Origin of the sequence: Serratia sp. JSRIV004 (genome assembly GCF_019968705.1) — a bacterium.
In the GTDB taxonomy this organism is placed as follows: Bacteria; Pseudomonadota; Gammaproteobacteria; order Enterobacterales; family Enterobacteriaceae; genus Chania; species Chania fonticola_B.
The window spans coordinates 4,539,210-4,555,809 of record NZ_CP074140.1 but is presented as its reverse complement, the minus strand read 5'-3'; the positions used below and the strand labels follow the sequence as shown (position 1 = coordinate 4,555,809).

Genomic DNA, 16,600 nt, shown 5'->3' with positions numbered 1-16,600 from the left:
AGCCTGGAAAGTATTGGGGGGAGGCAGCCTCCCCAATATTGGATGTTTTAACGATATTTAATAAAGCGAATAGCCATTACGCAGCGGGTTTTTGTACCGCCAGGATAAAGATCATCGGACGTTCTTTTTCTTCATCCAGTGCCGGGTTGTCGGCGATTTGCTGAGCCGAAGGACCCCACTCGTTAAGATAACGGATGGTGAATCCCTGCTGGACCAACAGATTGATATAGGTGCTCAGCATACGGTGCTGCTTGATCACTCCTTCCGCCAGCCAGTTGGAAATACGCTGTCCTTCTTGCTGATAGCCATTGATTGGCCAGGATTTTTGCCCTGCCTCATCCACTAACCAGCCCTGATGCTTTGGCGCAGTATAAATCGGGTGCTCGGCGGTAAAAATAAACTCCCCACCATTCACCAATGTCTGATAAACGGTTGCGAACAGCTTGCCGAGGTCTTCGATATAGTGCAGCGTTAGCGAGCTATAGACCAAATCAAAGCTGGCTGCTGGGAGCTGTAACGCCTCCAGATCCTGCTGACGGTATTCAATCGCCGGATCTTTGGTCATCTCTTTTGCCTTGCCCAACATCTTCTCTGAAAGATCCATTCCCAGTACCTGGGCTGCGCCTTGCTCACGAGCGCTGCGGCAGAACCAACCGTAACCACAGCCAAGATCGACCACCTTTTTGCCCTGCAAATCGGGCAGAATGCTGCGGATGGTTGACCATTCCGGCGCGCCATCTAAACCCTGTACCGAACGGCTGAGCTGTGCATAGCCGTCGAAGAAGGTTTGATTGTCATAGATATTTTGCGACATAACGTCTCCTGTATTAAATAAACCGCATAACAGCGCGGCGCATTAATGGTATTCGTTCAGCAACTGACTGCCAACAAAAATAGGGCATAATGTAGCGACCACAGAATAAATCAGGAGCTTGGGTGAATATTATTTCGGTGCGTCAGGAGCCAGCCTATCGCGATGTGGCTATCGATTATTTCCAGCGTCAGTGGGCATCGCCAGAGACCATGATGCTGTATCAAGACTCGATAACCCATTGTATCGATGCGGTAAACCCGCTGCCGCAGTGGTATTTGTTGCTGGATGGGGAAACCGTTGTGGGTTGCGCGGGTTTGATTACCAATGACTTTATCAGCCGTATGGAGCTGTATCCGTGGCTATGTGCATTGTACGTCGATGAACAGTATCGCGGGCAGGGATGCGGCGCATTGTTGGTCAATCACGTAGCCAAGGCCGCAGGCGAACTGGGATTTCCCCGTTTGCATCTGTGTACCGACCATGTGGGTTATTACGAGAAATTGGGGTTCAGCTTTGATGGGCTTGGTTATCACCCGTGGGGTGAGTCGTCACGAGTCTACTCATTGGATCTTGCCTCGCCTTGATGTTGGGGGCGCAGCGGCGCCCCTAAGGTTGGGCATCTCGCTATTTTGGCTGGTTCCAAGGCATTTTGGCCAACAGCGTTGCCATGCCGCAAAATCCGCTGATACCGGCAAATAGCAATCCAGCACCGACAAAGCCGGACAACAGGAAGAACAGGGGAGAGATTACATACCCCAAGATTGTCCCAGCCAGAATAAGGAAGCCAGCAGCAATCTGCACCTGTCGCATGAGGGGGAGTGGCTGGTTGTTACCCTTGATGACAGCCAATCCCTGTTGCTTCCAGCCGTTGATACCGCCTTCAAGCAGATAAACCTTGGCAGGCGTTGCGGCCCCTGCCAATAGCGCTGCGTTTTCTGCCGTACGGCGGCCAGACTGACAGTGAAAAATCACCACATCCTGTTCACTAACGGCCTGCGGTTTGCCACCTTTCTCAATATCAGTCAGCGACAGCAAGCTGGCTTGGGCAATATGCTCGTGGGCATACTCATCCTTTCCGCGAATATCCAGCAACCGTGCTCCCTGCATGATTAATTTTTGCGCTTGCTGGGCAGTTATCGTTTTTATGTTCATGGTGTCCTCAGGGGCAATAGATGGCTTTTAGCGTGCTGATGACCTGCTGCACGGCGTTATTTTTAATTGAGTAGTTGATGCGCTGCCGATCGCGGGTGCTTTCAATCAGCCCTTCCTCGCGCATCTTGGCCAGATGCTGTGAGGTCGCTGATGGACTAAGCCCGGTAGCTAGCGCCAGCTCACCGGCACTGGTGCCTGGCGCGTCCACCAACATACAAAGGATCAACAGGCGGCGGGGGTTGCTCATGGCTTTGAGCAACGTCGCGGCGGCATTGGCGCTGGCAAGTAGTGAGGCGTTTTCGTCAGTCATTAATCATTTTAGTATTTGCTAAATTTAGTAAATGCTAAAGTAATTGACGGGAAAATGCACGTGTTTTTTCAAGCGTCAGACAAAGGCCAAACTTGGGTTCATTCACAACGATATATACCGGCTATAGGGAGCGGCGCGTGAAGCCTTCGTAAATCAACTTAATGGCGAAAGTCCCAATCACCACACCGATCGCTCGGCTGGCTACCCGTTGCATGCTGGCATAGGTGCGCCGTACTGCTGGCAAGGAAAATGCCTGGCTGAGAAAAACGCGCCAGATAACCGAACTGAGCACTATTCCCAGCCAGGCACTCAGTTTGGCCCAGGTGGGCGTATTGGCGCTCAGGGTTACGGAGAAGATGCTGATGAAAAACAGCACCGTCTGCGGATTAGAGAGGTCGGTGATCAGGCCACGGTGGAAGAAGACATACCAAGGCGCACTGAGCGGTTGTTGCATCGCAGGAGAGTGTGGCGTTGCCTGCTTATTGATACTCTTATAGGCAAACCATAGAAGATATAACCCGCCGATGACCTTGAGGAACGAGAAGACCCCCTCGCATTGGGTGATCAACGTTGCCATGCCAAACAGGCCCAGCCCGGAATAAAGGGCGTCACCCAGCGCTACGCCAAGCCCGGTGAGCATGCCTGCTCGGCTGCCGGAAGCCAGGCTGGTTTGCACCACGACGAACAGGTTGGCGCCAGGATTGAAAAACGTTAACACAAACAGGCCGATCGTCAGGGTGATTGCATTTAGTGGATCCATCTCGGCTATCATCGGAAACTAGATATATCATTTTTATATCCTGCTGAATGATTTTTGGCGGCACTTGTCCACCAGGGTTGATAGACTGGGTAAGAAGTTTGATTATTTACTTTGCGTCTTAAACTATTGTCTATTCCATTGCGGAATAAAATCGATTACAAAGCCGCTTGCTGCTCAACGTCAAAGGTAATACTGTTAAAGCGCGCCATATTGGTTGCCGTATACAGCACGGTATGCTGGATATTACGGTGCCCCAGGTAATCCTGGATCAGTCGCGTATCTTTCCCCTTATCTGCCAGGGAGTAGCCACAGGCATGGCGCAACATATGTGGGTGGGCCTTAACGTTTAGCTTGGCGGCAATGCCGTACTTCTTAATCAATTCATAGAATTGCTGGCGGGAGAGTGGGTTGCCATGTTGGGACAAAAATAACCAAGGCGTGTCGTTATTGAGCCAGCCTTGACGCTTTTCCAACCATAAGGCCAGGGCTTCCAGTTCACATTTCTGTAAAGGGTGTGTGGTGGATAACCCACTTTTCAGGCGGGAGATATAAATATACTCATCCTGAATATCAGACAGCTTAAGGTGACATAATTCACTGGCCCTTAAACCATGAAAATAACACATCATAATCAAGCAGCGATCGCGATGATAATTCAGCCCCTGAGGCACGGCATTAATCATGGCTTCTACTTCACTTGCCAGCAGGTATTTTCTCTGTGTCATTTGTTTATTCCCAGTAAGGTATTCTGAATGCCTCGTTAAGGCGTGAGACAGAATCTACAGAGAAATCTTAGATGAGGATACGCACGATTCATAAAATCCACTTTTACGAATCAATAAAGTTCATTTAAAACAATGAGCTATAAGTCAGATGATGATTATTCTGGTAGAACCAGGATTTTACTGCTGTTGGTTAGGGGATAACGTTGGCGATTGGGGGAGGGGAGGAACAGCCTGGGTCGAACGTAAGGTCGCCCCAGGTTGATCTATGCGTGTCACAGCGGAGCCAGGCCCTGGAAGATCTTGCCGAAGATCAGCACCGAGCGTGCATTCAGGTGGTTCAGCCCCAGCTTTTTCAACGCACTCAGCTTGTGCGAGAAGATCGTCTTCACCGAGAGGTTCAGCTCCCGTGAAATCCGGTGCGGTGTCTTCCCACCGGCCAGCGACCCCATGATGCTGATTTCCCGTGCCGTCAGGAACGACAGGTCTTTGAGGTGGGCGCAGCCCGCCCCGACACACAACGGCAGGTTGGCCAGCGGCATCTTCTTCGACAGCACCCCCTGCGACCATTGAGTGATGTTGTTCAGCGTCCGGGCGGAGGCGTTATCCATTATCAGCAGCGCCCGGGCTCCCTGACGGCGTGCCCAGACCAGCAGCAGGGTCAGCATTTCCGTCTGTTCCACTGCCAGCAGCAGCGTATCGTCGCTGGTCAACGTAGGGAGAACCCCGGTGTCGTCTGCCTCATCGAGGGGGATAAGGGTGATAGGTCGGTTCAGGCCATGGAAAATGGCTTCGACGCCCAGGGAAAAATAGTAATCATCGGTAGCCAGATAAATCATGGACACATCCTGTGTGAGATTAGTGTGTAGTCACTGTCAACCCCGTGACGGTGGGGATAAATCCAGTCCTGACGGCGGGGGGCTACGGCACGCAGGGCGGGGACTGTCTGACAAACTGCTGTCCGTTATCCAGGCCGCAGGTCTGTTCATCGAGGTTTTTCACCCGGGCAAACAGAGCGATTTCATTGTCGACCTGCAGCTTGTACATCAGGTGCCGTTTATGGGTGCTGATCGTTTTCACACTGCGGTGCAGATGCGCGGCAATCTGCGTCACGCTGTATCCGGCATGCAGCAGCGCGAACACCTGCAGCTCCCCCCCGGTCAGCCGGGCCAGTGCGGGTACTGGCGGCGACTGCGGCAGCAGCCGCGGGCTGATGAGCGGTGTGCCCGCCAGTATCTGGCGCAACTGCGGGCCCAGTTCGGCCTGCGGCGTTTGCAAGGCCAGCGCAGAGAGCGCGGGTTGCCGGGATAGTGCGAGCCACTGCGGGTGTGACAGTTCCTCGGTGATGACCACCAACGGACTGTTGCCGAGAATACTCTGCAGCCACACCAGCCAGTCGGCGCCGTAGGCCACGCTATGTTCATCATCGCTCAGGTCGCTCACCACCAGGTCGGCGGTCGTCAGGCCGGGCTGACGGCCCAGGTCACTGAAGGAGTCAACGCTCTGAAAGCGAAAGTCCGGCAACTGCTCGCTGAGCAGGCACAGCAGTCCCTGACGAACCAGCGGGCAGGCGTGCATCAGGATCCCCTGTTTGCTGGTGGTTGGTGCGCGGGTATCCGGGGTCATAACCGGACCTCGTCGGCCATCAACTGGCCGCCCAGTACCTGCAGTTCGCCACGGCTGACCATGTTGAGCTTGCCGAGCAACGCCTGCTTGTGGGCGCTGATGGTGCGGATGTCCTTGCGCATCAACTGGGCCACCCGGGTGACGCTCTTGCCGGTCAACAGGGCCTGGGCAACCCGGCACTCCTGATGGGTCAGCCGAACGGGGTGAAAGACCGGGCGATGGGGCAGCAGGTAATGGGCCAGATCTGCTGCGTCCAGCGGCCCGCGGAACAGCGTGTTGACGCCGAAGGCCTGCAGCAAATCCTCCAGGTGGGGCAGGTCCTTGCGCAGGTAGGCGGCGATGTGTGCTTGCTTCGAGCTGCGCAGGATGAGGGACAGTTGCTGCAACAGGGGCAGCACCTCGGAACGGTGGCCGACGGCGCTGAGCAGTATTGCGTCCACCTGATGGCGTTGGGCGGTTTCAGCCAGCCGGTCGGTGTCGTGCAGACGTATCAGCGAGACGCGGTGGCCCAGCTGGGTGCGCAGCATTTGCTGGATCCCCAACCAGGGAATGTCGTAGGGCTCCAGCACCAGCAGGGTGCGCACAGGTACGCCGGTATTCTCCATTAGAAAAGACATGCTTCCCTCTCTTTGTGGTGTAGGTTGCCCACCGAGGCAGGCCCCCTGATGATTACTGGTAGGTGAAGTTCACCAGGACGCTGCTGGACACCTGTCCGGCCTGGGCACCGCCGGTGGGCGTATACAGGCGGGCCGCCAGTGGGAAGGTGGCGGTGCCGGTCAGCGTGTCGACGGTGACGTCCATGGTGCTGCCGGTGGAGAGCACGGCCGTGTGGTCGCTATCCTTAGCCATCTGCACCGCCATGTTGGGGGCCGCAGTGGCCACCGGTTCGGTGTTGGCAAACAGTGTGGCATCGGTGCCGTTCGGGGTGCCGGTATAGGTGGCCTTGACCGTGGTGGTACCGGCCGGGCAGTTGGTCAGGTTGAGGGTAAAACTCTTCCAGGTTCCGGCATCATTGGCGAACTGGAAGCGGGTTCTGCCCAGGGTGCCGAGGTCGATCGTCTGTCCTGCCGCCAGCACCGGGCTGACGGTACAGGAAGAGGCGATGACTTTGCCGGTGATGTTGACATCAGTGGCCTGCGCCTTCGTGCCCGGCAGGACAGCGAGGGCGGACAGCAACATGTTGAGCATAAAGACACGTTTAAACATGAGTGGCTCTCCTGCCAGGGGTTAACGCAATCAGTTGTAGGTGAAGTTCATCAGCACCACGGTAGTGATGTTGCCGACGGTGCCGCCGCCTGGGGTGCTGTACGGACGGGCCTGAAGGTCGAAGGTGGCGTTGCGGCTGGCGTCGACGTTGACGGTCATGGTGCTGTTCTTGCCCTTGTCGGCGACGGTGCCGGAGCGGTTCTGCACCTGGACGGCGACGTTGGTGGCATAACCGGTGCCGGTGGTGTTGGCGTACTTGTTGGCATCGGCACCGTCGGCGGTACCGTCAAAGGTGGCCTTGACGGAGGTGGTGCCCGCCGGGCAGTTGCTCAGGGTGACGTCAAAGGTCTTCCAGGTGCCGTAGGAGTTGGCCGGGTTCAGGGTGGCGGCGGTCACATCGGGCATGGTAACTGTGTAAGCACCGCTGTTGTCGACGGTACAGGCAGCAGCAATAACTTTGCCGGTAATGGTTACGGTAACCGGTGCTGCACTTGCCATCATGCTGACGAATAAAGTGGCGCTAGCAATAGCGATTGAAATTCCATTTTTTTTGATAAACATAGTTATCTCCTGATACGTTTTAGGGGGAATTAAATCAGTTGTAATACGCTGTTATTGTTACCGCCGTACTAAATGTTCCCAAGGCTGGGGTACTATTTTGCCAAACCATTTCGGCAAGGTAAGGAACAGAGGCACTATTGACGATGGTTAAATCTGCAAGATCTTCAACGTCCGAATATTGGATATAATTGCCGGTGGTCAGGTTTTTTATTTTTACGCCAACGCCGGCAAGCACATTGAGCGTATTGGCATCCAGTCGGTTGGTTGGCGAACTGTATGATGCGGTTAGCTTAAATGGATCGTTACAACTCTTGGTAATGTTAACGGTAAAGTTACTACTTGCGGCTACCGTATTGGCTGAAGCCGACGTTGCGGCTACCGTGCCAAAATCTATCGAACTCGGCGAAACAGAAATAGCGGCCTCACAGGCGGTAAAACGGATCCCTTGCATATTCGTGGTCGAATAGCGATAGTTTGAGTTGGGGGTGATGTTTAATCCGCCAACGCCGTCCAGTTGAAAGACTGCCAAGGTGTTTGGCCCAGAATAATTACTGCCACTGGGTGTTCCATATTTATTAATATAGATATAGTAGCTAATGGTAAAGGTCGTTGACGTGATTGGTTTACACACCGCCTCGGTGTTGAAGCATTCAGGGACTCTGACGCCTGGTACAGCCAATTTTGAGGCGCTGAAAATATTGGGTACGTCAGTGCCATTAAAATTCATGCCAACGCGAATGCCTGCGCCTAAAGAGGCTGATGCAGGGTTAAAATAAGCATACGGAGATTCCGTTGTACCACCGAAATCCTTCCAGCACGTTATAGTCATCGTTCTGTTTTCTGAACGCCATATCAGTGTGCCATTCGGTGCGGTAATGGGTACAGCTACGCTCCCTATGTTCTCAACGAATGAAAATGACTGGTCGCTCGCATTCACGCACTTGAGTGCATAGGCATTCTCCATCGTTAATACCGATAGACAAAGCAAGAGTAACATCCGCAGCATTATTGACCAGCTTCGCTTTTTGTTAATTGAAAATAAAACATTCATTTTCATACCTTTAAATAATGTACTGTTGTCAAAAGGGCTAACTATTTAGCGGCTACCGGCATTGTCCGTTTATAGCAGCTATACCCTGGACACCGTTTGGTAGACTGTAATCCACGCGGCACTGTTCATCCGCGCCGTTGCCCCATTGCACCTTCAGTTGCCCACTCTGCGCCAGCCCGGTCAGGTATACCTGACCCGCGTCCCCGACGATAAAGCCTTCGGCGTCCTTGCTGTTCCCCGCCGACACGATGGCCCCGAACGGGACCGGCTTGCCGCCCTGATAGATCAGCGTCATCAACACCCGGTTGCCCACGCTGGTCTGGTAACGGGCTCTGACGACGGCACCGCGCGTTGGAATAACCGTCTGGGTGGTAATCGCCACGTCGGTGTTGTCGGCGAAGGTCTCGGTGTTCAGCGTTACGTCATTTTTACGGTATGGGCTGGCATACGGCACCACCGCATAGCCGCGGAAGTCGGTTTTCACCCCGGTCTGCCCCTGAACGCTGACGCTCTTCGCGTCCGGTGCGGCCACCAGTACCAAGGTTTCACCCAACGGTTGACCCAGGGTCACACCGTTCTCGTGGGCCAGAATGCCCCCCTGCACGCCGTAGTTCACGCGCTGGCTGTTCTTGTCATACGAATACCCCCCGTTGAGCTCCCCGTAGGTTGCCCGCCAGTCGGCATTGGCACTGCCACTGTTGCCCTGGCCTTTCGTGCCGTAACCTTGCTGTACGCTCCAGCTCAGGTTGTTGTCGTCCAGTACCGTGCCACCTACGCTCACGCTGTTGGTGGTGTTGCCGTTCTTGCTGCTGTTGGCCATGTAGTTGACGTAGGTCGGGTGCTTACCCCCGAACAGCCGGTTCAACGGTATGCTCAGGCTGAGGGCAAACTGCTGGTCCTTGTCGTAGATACGCCCGCGGTTGCCGCCGCCAATGCTGCTATCGCCCATGCTGTTTCCGTAGGCCGCCTGCGAGTTGCGGTTGTAGGTGTAGCTCAGTCCGTAGCTGATGCCGTTCCACGAGTTGTTGTAACTGGCACTGTACGACTCCATGCGCCGCTCGGTATCCCAGTAATCCTCCCGTGCCGCCGTCAGCCCCAGGTTGCCGCCGCCCTGCCACAGGTCCTGTGACAAGGTCAGCTCCGCCCGGTTGCGTCGGCGCTCCTGCATCGGCGTATTGTTGCCGCTGGTGTAGGTGTCCAGCACCTCCTGCATGCCCCAGTAGCCACTGGTCGCATAGCGGTAACCCGCCACTGAGAAGTTGGTGCCGGTCTGCACGAAGTTCTTGCTGTAGCGCACGCGCCATGACTGGCCGCTCTCTTTCTCCTGGTCTTTCTGCTTCGACCAGGCCTGGGTCACGTCGACGGACATCGCCCCGAAGTCCCCCAGGTTCTTGCCGACCCCGGCCGCCAGCGACTGGTACTTGCTGCTGAACTGGCCGCCGCCGTAAATCGTGAAGCCCGCTGGCAGGCCGTAAATCACCGTACCTTCGCTCAGCGGAGTCTTGTCCACGCTGTTGTCGTAGGAGCGGTAGACCCCGGTAGTGGCCGAGTATTTCAGCCGTCCTTCACGCTGCAACACCGGCAGGGAGGCAAACGGAATGACCAGTTGCTGTTCGCTGCCGTCGGATTCCTTGATGGTGACGTTCAGGTCACCGGAGCCACCGGACGGGTACATGTCGGTGATTTCAAAGCTGCCCGGCGACACGTAGGTCTGGTAAATCACGTAGCCGTTCTGGCGGATAGTCACCTGCGCGTTGCTGCGGGCGATCCCGCGCACCACTGGCGCATAGCCGCGCAGGCTTTCCGGCACCATCTCGTCGTCGGAGGCCAGCTGGGCCCCGCGGAACGGAATGCTGTCAAACACGTCGGCCGCGGTGGTGGTATCCCCGGCGGTAAACTGACTCTTCAGTGCGATGATGTCGCGCTGGGCGTAGGTATAGACCGTGTCCCACTTGTCGATGGTCTGCCCATCCTGGCCGCTGCTGCTGGAGCGGTTCCAGGTGGTGTAGTTGCGCAGCCGCCAGGGCCCGATATTCACGCCGGGACGCAGGTTGACGTACTGGCTGTTGCTGTCATCGCCACGCCCGTTTTTGGCGTAGTTGTTGGCCCCGGTGACGCTGTAGTTGAGCAGCACCGCCGGAATCCCCTCATCCCACAGCTTCGGGTCGACCCAGCCGCGGGCGGCGTTGTTCACGGACGACTGCGGGAAACTCAGTAACAACTGCTGGCGGGCAAAGCGAAAATCGCTGCTGGCCTGGGGAATGGCCGCCAGGTTGGCGCAGGCGCTGCCCGGTGCACCGAGTTCCGGGAACTTTTTGGTCAGCAGGCCCCAACTGGTGAGGTCGTCGACCGGGATGCAGGGCTGCAGGGTCTCGTTGCCCTTGGCGTCCTTGCCCTGGCGGAACTCGACGTTGCGGGTTTCCATTTTTTCATTGTTGAGGAACACGTCCACCCGGTAGGTGCCGGGCATCTGGCCGCCCTTGTCCTCAAAGGAGGTCAGGTCGACGGCCTTTTGACCGGGGTTGCCGAGTTCAAGCAGGGCGGGGTTGAAGTAGTCCCGCGCTTGGGCTGTCATCATTGTCCCGGTCATCAGCGCCATCTGGGCTGCTACAAAGCAGGCCACCTGGCTCAGGCGCACTCGGGGTTTATTATTATTCATTCTTCACTACTCCTTGCGTGCGGGAGAATTGCGCCCTCCCGCTCCTGAATGTCCATGCTCCGCATCAACATGCTGTTAGTGCCCCGGGGTGTGCTCTGCGCCGGTACCGCCGTAGTCACTGATGAGTTTCCAACTGACCGGGCCACTGACGCCGGCCGGGAGAGTAAAGGTGGCCTGGCCCATCGGCAGTACGTAGGTGATGTCCTTGAGTTCACGGCCACCCACCTTGATTTGCTGGAAGTTCATGACGAACGGCGTCGGGTTGGTGACGGTCAGCTGGGCTCCGCTCTGTGACCAGGTCAGCTTGCTGGTCACCTCTTCCGGCGTGCCCTTGATGCCCTGCGGGCGGTAAAGCAGCTTGATGCGGGTCTTGACGGCAATCTGCAGGGTGTTGGCCCCTTCCTTCTTGCTACCTGCCGGGATGGACTTGATATTCAGCCAGTAGAGCGACTCGCGGTCTTCAGGCAGGCTGCCGCCGGTGCGCACGATACGCAGCAGGTTCTGCTGGTTACCGTCGAGGCGAAACAACGGAGGCGTGATAATAAAGGGGGCTTTCTCAGCGCCACCGTTTTGGGTCTCCGCCCAGGACTGGATGAGATAGGGGTTGATGTCAGTGTTGGTGACGCTCAGTGAAGCCTCCTTCTTGCCGCCGTTGTAAATCAGGCGGGTGCCGCCGACGGTAACGCCGCCGATTTCGGCCGCCTGCGCCAGCGCGCCGGTCAGCAAGAGAGGCAGGCAAAGGGTTTTTAACCAGGTGTTCATAACAATTCAAAGCTCCGAAAAAAGATGGGCCGACCGAAGCCGGCCCGTGGGGATGCCTTCCCAACCAGGACGTGGTGGGAGGGACAGCCGATTAGTTGTAAATGATGGTGAAGTTGCTGGTTGAGTTAGCCGGGCCAGCGGTCACGCTTGCTGCTGTGGAGTAGTAACGTGCCACGAAGTCCAGGTTGTTGGCACCCGGGACCAGCGCATAGGATGAAGACGCGGTGTACAATGGCACAACAACGTTGGCTTTATCCGTCAACTGGATCCCCACGTTGGTGGCCACGCCAGCTTCCTGCGTCAGAGCCAGGATGCTGCCTTCGTTGGCGTCTGCGGTGCCATCAAACTTCACTTTTGCCGAGGTCATGGTGGCCGGGCAGTTGGTCAGCGCGATGGTGAACTTGGTCGGTGCTGCAGTAGACCCGATGGTGGTGAACGCTTTGCTGGATACGGTGCCCAGCGTTACGGTCAGCGGGTTACTCATGTCGTTTACCACGGTGCAGGCGTCGTCAGTGATGGCGCCAACAAAGTTGATTTTGCCGTCAGCCGCGAAAGCAGAAGCAGACAGAACACCGGCGGTCATCAGAGCAGCAACAAGCAGATTCTTTTTCATGTAAAACTTCCTTTTGGGTCGAGATGCGCGCATCTCATTAATAATTATGCGTTTCTACGCATGTTTTCCTTGGTTGTTCGGGTTACGAAGTGAGCAGATAACTGTTCATTTTGTTCCAATTTGACCAGTTTGGTGGTTACCACTGGTTTTCCATCGGATGAGGGGTTTTCCTGGAGTTTTTACGGTGTTTTTGCGTTTCTGAGTGGTTTTTTATTCCGATAATTTGTTTAACAAACTCGACATGCGATTTTTTTTATTGTTAAAAGATTTGCTAAGTTCTGTTGGAATAAAAAGAAGGATTTTTAGGAGTTAAAAATAATCTATTGAATTTGTTGAGTTAAATGAATGGAAACAGCGAAGAATGTAGGGTTATTGACAAGAAAATTATTACTCTTTAGTATCGTGGTCAGTTTGGAACAATATGTCCATAGAATCACAAATTATTACATTCCTTCCGAGTGGTTTTCCTACTAGTTATTGATTACCAGGCACGCAGAAAGCGTTGGGCGTTGGTCGCGGTATAAAGCACGGTGTGTTGAATATTACGGTGCCCCAGATAATCCTGGATCAACCGCGTATCCATACCTCTATCTGCCAGAGCGAAACCACAGGCGTGGCGTAACATGTGGGGGTGTGCATCCACTTCTAATCCTGCACGGCGGCTGCAATCACGCAATATGTCATAAATTCGCTGGCGTGAAAGCCGGTTGCCTTTTTGCGATAAAAACAACCACTCACTGGCGGCATATTTATGCCGAGAGCGTACGTTCATCCAGCCGGTAAGCGCCTTAAGTTCAACTTCATACAGAGGATGGATAGTAGAAAGGCCGTTCTTTAAACGGTGGACATATATGCGGTTATTGGGGAGGTCGATATCCGACAGGCGCCAGCTGTTGATCTCGCTGACCCGACACCCGTGGATAAAGCACATCCAGATTAAACAGTAATCTCTCTCCGGGTCAGAGCCTTGTTTGGTGGCCTCCAGCAGGCGTTCCACTTCAGATAGGGTAAGATATTTGCGATTTGTCATTGTGACCTCTCAATTAGTCATAGTATGCATATAGCCATATCCTTATTAATGAAAAACATACATTGTTATCGGCAGGTTCCATTCCGTAGTTTTTGAGTATAAACAATAAACTGAAAGTAATACAGTCAATATCAAATATAGAACGTTGAGACACTCGATATAACCCCTTGGAGCTCGGGGTTATACCACTGGTGTTCTTCGATCTAATGATGTTGATGAAATTATCCTAGCTCAGATAAAAAGTTGATTATCTTTTGTAGCAAAGGATTGTTCTTTTCTGAACGATGAATGTGCGTATAGTAACCAACGGTATGTTTAATGGGGAAATCATGCTCCACCACGCGTAAACCGAACCTTTCACACACCCAAGGTGCCAATGCGGAGGGTATCATTGTAACCAGCTCTCTTTTTGCCGTTTGCAGCAGGATAGTAATAATGGATGATGAGCGGAAGTTGCGGAATAATAGATCTTCATCATTATGCTGAATACCGGGTATTTCCTTACCCAGTTTTTCTTCCGAATAGATAAAGCCTAATAGTGACTCTTGACGAAATTGTTCTAACGTCACCGATTGTTTGATGCGGGGATGATCTTTCGCGCAAACCATCGTCATCCCCCCATAGAAAATGGGATAACAGAGCAACGATCGGTCGTTCGACAATGCCGTGCCGATATCGAGATCGATCTGCTTTCTGCGCAGGCGTTCTATTCGCACTGTGGGATCCTGAGAAACTGCAAGGACATCCCAACCCGCCCCATTGCAAAATTCCGGGGCGTCCAAAAATTTGTCCACCAGAAACAAGTCCAACAGCGGGACAGTGGCAATACGTAGTTTTTGCACACGGCTTGGCAACATGGCATCAGCCTGGAATTTCTCTGCTTCGTCAAACAGATTGAGCGCTGGCTGATAAAATTTGTATAGCTCCAGTGCTAAAGCTGTCGGCATCATGCCATTGCCTTGCCTGAAAAACAGCGTGTTATTATGGTGCTTGCGTAGTTTATTTAGCGCGATACTGACCGCGGAGATGCTGATTTTAAGGTTCATTGCGGCGGCAGAAACTGAACCTGCGTCGATCACCTCGCAAAGAATACGGGCAAGGTTGAGGTCTAGTTTTGTCTGCACGGTAACTTTCCCAAAGGTAAATATTATCATTACAGTATAGCTGATTGTTTTGAAAGTGCTTTTTACTCTTTTAGTTAATTTTTTTTAGAACGGGTGAGATATTAATTGTTAGCATAACACTTACCGATAATTAAGTTTACTTAAGGTGGCTAGATATCCAGATGGTAAATAAAAATATTCCTCCACTGGTTTTCAAACATGTTTCTACCTGATAAAAAAGAAGACCTGTTTCCAGTGAAGGGATTCGACGATGACGTTTCAAGAGAAGAAAGAACGGGCATTAGCGTTGATGGCAGAGAAAAAAATGTGGCGTAGCAATTATGCTCCACCGCTCCAGCGCCTGCTGTGGAAGTTAGGCGTCCAGATCCCACCGCCGCCGTTTATGCCGTTCTGGCAGAATGTGCTGTGCTTCGGTGGCTTTTTTGGTTCTGTATGGGGTCTGTTCATGTGGTTTACGATTTGGAAAAGCCAATGCTACAGCGTATTGGTGGCGCTGCAGACAAGCTTGCTGGCTGGGATATTGTTTGGCTTCTCAATGGCGTTATTTCACTATTGGCGAAAACGGGTAAACAAGCTGCCGGACTGGGGCAGTCTTTAATTGGTGAGTGGGGGCAAAAGTCATTCACCTGAGCCCCCAGCAAGCTGTGCTGTCAGCCTTTCGGCAATAAAGCACCAATCAGTGAGGTAAACACGCCCCCAGTGGTAAAGGCATGCGCTGTTTTGTATTCCTCACCCTTAATGTCTTTAAATCTGGCAAGGGCCGCTTGCGGGGAGGTGGCTTGCAACTCTTCAAATTGCTTGGCATAGCCTTTATCTAACAGGCGCTTTTGATTATCTGCGAAATCAGGTACAGAGTTATCCAGTACCACAATCTGCTCGCCCTTCACGAAAAAACTGTAAATCACCATAGTATCTTCCTTAAGTTAGTGTCACGACGATCCCAGGATCGGATGAGTGCTGTGTGGTCTATTTTCGCATAGGGCGACAAATCACAACCATTGCTATCGCGCTGCAAAATGGGAAAAACGCCAAGTGTAGCCAAGGGAAAATGGCTTCATAGGAAGGAACCAATGCGGCGTCAAGCTGGTTGCCAAGCAAGAAATTTCCCGCCAGTACCGCACACCCTCCGGCTGAGGCAAGCGCACCATAGTGTGCGCCCAACGTCGATTCGTTAGCAAACCATGGGATCAAGTCTTTCACTGAAGGCACCAGCAGCATTTGCCCCAGGGTCAATAACGTCACAAAACAGGCCGCAGGTAAAAGCCGGTATCCGTTTTCTGGCGGAGGGGTAGAAGCAAACAGCGCGACGCTAAGAAATGAGACGGAAATAAGCAGAAAACCCACGGGCAGGATGCGCGCAGCCCCGATGTGACGAGCAAAGCGTGCAAGCGGTAACTGTAGGGCAATAATCAGCAGCGATGCCAGCATAAACAACGGGCCAAGATCTTTTTCGCTGCCGCCGGCACGTTGGATCTCCACCGGCAGCGCAAAATATAACTGGTTATAACTTAACAGCCACGAGCTATAGGCGATAATAAAAGCGACAAACCGTGGTTTACGGAATGTCGTCCACCACGGAAGGATGTTTAGTGTCTGTTTTCTGACATTCGTAGCTGGAAGGCAGAAAAACAACACCACCAGTGCTATCACGAAGATACCCGCCCCCGCCAGTGCAACCTGACGAAAACCCAACCCTGTCAATAATGCTCCTGCCACCGGCCCCAGTACAGCCCCCAGCTCTCCGCAAACCGCAAACAACGCAAACCATTCTGCCCGGCTGCGTTTCCCTTGTAATTCGCTTTGCGTTCCAGCCTTTGCCAGTAACGCTTCGATTGATGGAGAGAACAGGGCACCGCCGATGCCTGTAAGACAGGCACCAATGATAATCGGAGATAGTGACTCGCCAAGAGCCAGTAGCAGGTAGCCTGCCACACGGATCATGCAGCCGCAGAGGATAATGATACGTGCGCCGTAGCGATCGGATAACGCACCACCAACGATAAACATGCCTTGCTGCGAAAACGTTCGCAAACCTAATATCAGCCCGATGAGTCCGCCGGACAGCATCATGTCTTCGCGTAAAAACACGGCCAGAAACGGCACAACGGCGTAAAAGCCAATATTAAAAACAAACTGGCTGCCCAGTAATACAGGCGGCCAGACCTGAGTCACTGACCGCATAATTGGCAAAGGCATGCTAATAACCCGGT

At 53.6% G+C, this 16,600-nt stretch carries 20 protein-coding genes; 2 read left to right on the top strand and 18 right to left on the bottom strand.

All coding sequences use genetic code 11. The annotated features are described in order from the left end of the window. Positions 1-76: 76 nt before the first annotated feature. Positions 77-814 (bottom strand): bifunctional 2-polyprenyl-6-hydroxyphenol methylase/3-demethylubiquinol 3-O-methyltransferase UbiG, encoded by a 738-nt coding sequence (locus KGP21_RS21775; RefSeq protein ID WP_223536305.1) that lies wholly within the window; start codon positions 812-814, stop codon positions 77-79. A 122-nt stretch (positions 815-936) separates the two neighbouring features. On the opposite strand from KGP21_RS21775, the gene KGP21_RS21770 reads away from it, so the two are divergent. Continuing rightward, a complete protein-coding gene (locus KGP21_RS21770; RefSeq protein ID WP_094982623.1) occupies positions 937-1,398 on the top strand; it encodes a GNAT family N-acetyltransferase in 462 nt (153 codons plus the stop codon). Positions 1,399-1,438: 40 nt separating this feature from the next. On the opposite strand, the gene KGP21_RS21765 is transcribed toward KGP21_RS21770, so the two are convergent. The 15 genes from KGP21_RS21765 to KGP21_RS21695 form a co-directional block, all read right to left on the bottom strand. After that, positions 1,439-1,966, bottom strand: coding sequence for a rhodanese family protein (locus KGP21_RS21765; protein ID WP_223536302.1), 528 nt, complete (start codon positions 1,964-1,966; stop codon positions 1,439-1,441). A 7-nt stretch (positions 1,967-1,973) separates the two neighbouring features. Continuing rightward, positions 1,974-2,276 (bottom strand): helix-turn-helix transcriptional regulator, encoded by a 303-nt coding sequence (locus tag KGP21_RS21760; protein ID WP_179249280.1) that lies wholly within the window; start codon positions 2,274-2,276, stop codon positions 1,974-1,976. Positions 2,277-2,397: 121 nt separating this feature from the next. Then, positions 2,398-3,036: a LysE family transporter gene (locus tag KGP21_RS21755; protein WP_223536299.1), complete on the bottom strand. Its 639-nt coding sequence runs from the start codon at positions 3,034-3,036 to the stop codon at positions 2,398-2,400. A 155-nt stretch (positions 3,037-3,191) separates the two neighbouring features. Then, entirely contained in the window at positions 3,192-3,761 is a 570-nt protein-coding gene (locus KGP21_RS21750; RefSeq protein WP_218518999.1) for a tyrosine-type DNA invertase, read from the bottom strand. 272 nt (positions 3,762-4,033) lie between these two features. Further along, entirely contained in the window at positions 4,034-4,597 is a 564-nt protein-coding gene (locus KGP21_RS21745; RefSeq protein ID WP_223536296.1) for a helix-turn-helix transcriptional regulator, read from the bottom strand. Positions 4,598-4,679: 82 nt separating this feature from the next. Further along, positions 4,680-5,384: a response regulator transcription factor gene (locus tag KGP21_RS21740; RefSeq protein ID WP_223536293.1), complete on the bottom strand. Its 705-nt coding sequence runs from the start codon at positions 5,382-5,384 to the stop codon at positions 4,680-4,682. Further along, positions 5,381-6,001, bottom strand: coding sequence for a LuxR C-terminal-related transcriptional regulator (locus tag KGP21_RS21735; protein WP_223536290.1), 621 nt, complete (start codon positions 5,999-6,001; stop codon positions 5,381-5,383). Before KGP21_RS21735 ends, KGP21_RS21740 begins: the two co-directional genes overlap by 4 nt. A gap of 52 nt (positions 6,002-6,053) precedes the next feature. Beyond that, positions 6,054-6,590, bottom strand: coding sequence for a fimbrial protein (locus KGP21_RS21730; RefSeq protein ID WP_223536288.1), 537 nt, complete (start codon positions 6,588-6,590; stop codon positions 6,054-6,056). A gap of 30 nt (positions 6,591-6,620) precedes the next feature. Continuing rightward, positions 6,621-7,151, bottom strand: coding sequence for a fimbrial protein (locus tag KGP21_RS21725; protein WP_223498247.1), 531 nt, complete (start codon positions 7,149-7,151; stop codon positions 6,621-6,623). Between the two features lie 34 nt (positions 7,152-7,185). Then, positions 7,186-8,202: a fimbrial protein gene (locus tag KGP21_RS21720; protein ID WP_223498246.1), complete on the bottom strand. Its 1,017-nt coding sequence runs from the start codon at positions 8,200-8,202 to the stop codon at positions 7,186-7,188. A 52-nt stretch (positions 8,203-8,254) separates the two neighbouring features. Beyond that, positions 8,255-10,861: a fimbria/pilus outer membrane usher protein gene (locus KGP21_RS21715; RefSeq protein ID WP_223536286.1), complete on the bottom strand. Its 2,607-nt coding sequence runs from the start codon at positions 10,859-10,861 to the stop codon at positions 8,255-8,257. A gap of 75 nt (positions 10,862-10,936) precedes the next feature. Further along, positions 10,937-11,623, bottom strand: coding sequence for a molecular chaperone (locus tag KGP21_RS21710; RefSeq protein WP_223536283.1), 687 nt, complete (start codon positions 11,621-11,623; stop codon positions 10,937-10,939). A gap of 91 nt (positions 11,624-11,714) precedes the next feature. Continuing rightward, positions 11,715-12,236, bottom strand: coding sequence for a fimbrial protein (locus KGP21_RS21705; RefSeq protein WP_218519007.1), 522 nt, complete (start codon positions 12,234-12,236; stop codon positions 11,715-11,717). 481 nt (positions 12,237-12,717) lie between these two features. Then, positions 12,718-13,266, bottom strand: coding sequence for a tyrosine-type DNA invertase (locus KGP21_RS21700; RefSeq protein WP_223536279.1), 549 nt, complete (start codon positions 13,264-13,266; stop codon positions 12,718-12,720). A 221-nt stretch (positions 13,267-13,487) separates the two neighbouring features. After that, the gene (locus KGP21_RS21695) at positions 13,488-14,390 is read right to left on the bottom strand and encodes a LysR family transcriptional regulator (protein WP_223536276.1); all 903 of its coding nucleotides are present in this window, start codon (positions 14,388-14,390) and stop codon (positions 13,488-13,490) included. A 250-nt stretch (positions 14,391-14,640) separates the two neighbouring features. Between KGP21_RS21695 and KGP21_RS21690 the strand changes: the two genes are divergently transcribed. Further along, positions 14,641-14,988 carry a DUF6404 family protein gene (locus KGP21_RS21690; protein ID WP_223536273.1) on the top strand — a complete coding sequence of 116 codons (348 nt, stop codon included), beginning with the start codon at positions 14,641-14,643 and terminating at the stop codon, positions 14,986-14,988. Between the two features lie 52 nt (positions 14,989-15,040). On the opposite strand, the gene KGP21_RS21685 is transcribed toward KGP21_RS21690, so the two are convergent. Both KGP21_RS21685 and KGP21_RS21680 read right to left on the bottom strand, forming a co-directional pair. Continuing rightward, complete coding sequence (locus KGP21_RS21685; RefSeq protein ID WP_094982620.1) at positions 15,041-15,298, bottom strand: hypothetical protein; 258 nt, start codon at positions 15,296-15,298, stop codon at positions 15,041-15,043. Between the two features lie 58 nt (positions 15,299-15,356). Then, entirely contained in the window at positions 15,357-16,586 is a 1,230-nt protein-coding gene (locus KGP21_RS21680) for an MFS transporter (protein WP_223536270.1), read from the bottom strand. Positions 16,587-16,600: the final 14 nt, after the last annotated feature.

Bases quoted from the DNA above. Each gene is read 5' to 3' on its own strand.
- KGP21_RS21690 (WP_223536273.1), top strand. From the start codon at position 14,641: ATGACGTTTCAAGAGAAGAAAGAACGGGCATTAGCGTTGATGGCAGAG.
- KGP21_RS21725 (WP_223498247.1), bottom strand. From the start codon at position 7,151: ATGTTTATCAAAAAAAATGGAATTTCAATCGCTATTGCTAGCGCCACT.
- KGP21_RS21700 (WP_223536279.1), bottom strand. From the start codon at position 13,266: ATGACAAATCGCAAATATCTTACCCTATCTGAAGTGGAACGCCTGCTG.
- KGP21_RS21715 (WP_223536286.1), bottom strand. From the start codon at position 10,861: ATGAATAATAATAAACCCCGAGTGCGCCTGAGCCAGGTGGCCTGCTTT.
- KGP21_RS21710 (WP_223536283.1), bottom strand. From the start codon at position 11,623: ATGAACACCTGGTTAAAAACCCTTTGCCTGCCTCTCTTGCTGACCGGC.
- KGP21_RS21730 (WP_223536288.1), bottom strand. From the start codon at position 6,590: ATGTTTAAACGTGTCTTTATGCTCAACATGTTGCTGTCCGCCCTCGCT.
- KGP21_RS21765 (WP_223536302.1), bottom strand. From the start codon at position 1,966: ATGAACATAAAAACGATAACTGCCCAGCAAGCGCAAAAATTAATCATG.
- KGP21_RS21680 (WP_223536270.1), bottom strand. From the start codon at position 16,586: ATGCCTTTGCCAATTATGCGGTCAGTGACTCAGGTCTGGCCGCCTGTA.
- KGP21_RS21755 (WP_223536299.1), bottom strand. From the start codon at position 3,036: ATGGATCCACTAAATGCAATCACCCTGACGATCGGCCTGTTTGTGTTA.
- KGP21_RS21720 (WP_223498246.1), bottom strand. From the start codon at position 8,202: ATGAATGTTTTATTTTCAATTAACAAAAAGCGAAGCTGGTCAATAATG.
- KGP21_RS21760 (WP_179249280.1), bottom strand. From the start codon at position 2,276: ATGACTGACGAAAACGCCTCACTACTTGCCAGCGCCAATGCCGCCGCG.
- KGP21_RS21705 (WP_218519007.1), bottom strand. From the start codon at position 12,236: ATGAAAAAGAATCTGCTTGTTGCTGCTCTGATGACCGCCGGTGTTCTG.
- KGP21_RS21735 (WP_223536290.1), bottom strand. From the start codon at position 6,001: ATGTCTTTTCTAATGGAGAATACCGGCGTACCTGTGCGCACCCTGCTG.
- KGP21_RS21775 (WP_223536305.1), bottom strand. From the start codon at position 814: ATGTCGCAAAATATCTATGACAATCAAACCTTCTTCGACGGCTATGCA.
- KGP21_RS21685 (WP_094982620.1), bottom strand. From the start codon at position 15,298: ATGGTGATTTACAGTTTTTTCGTGAAGGGCGAGCAGATTGTGGTACTG.
- KGP21_RS21745 (WP_223536296.1), bottom strand. From the start codon at position 4,597: ATGATTTATCTGGCTACCGATGATTACTATTTTTCCCTGGGCGTCGAA.
- KGP21_RS21740 (WP_223536293.1), bottom strand. From the start codon at position 5,384: ATGACCCCGGATACCCGCGCACCAACCACCAGCAAACAGGGGATCCTG.
- KGP21_RS21750 (WP_218518999.1), bottom strand. From the start codon at position 3,761: ATGACACAGAGAAAATACCTGCTGGCAAGTGAAGTAGAAGCCATGATT.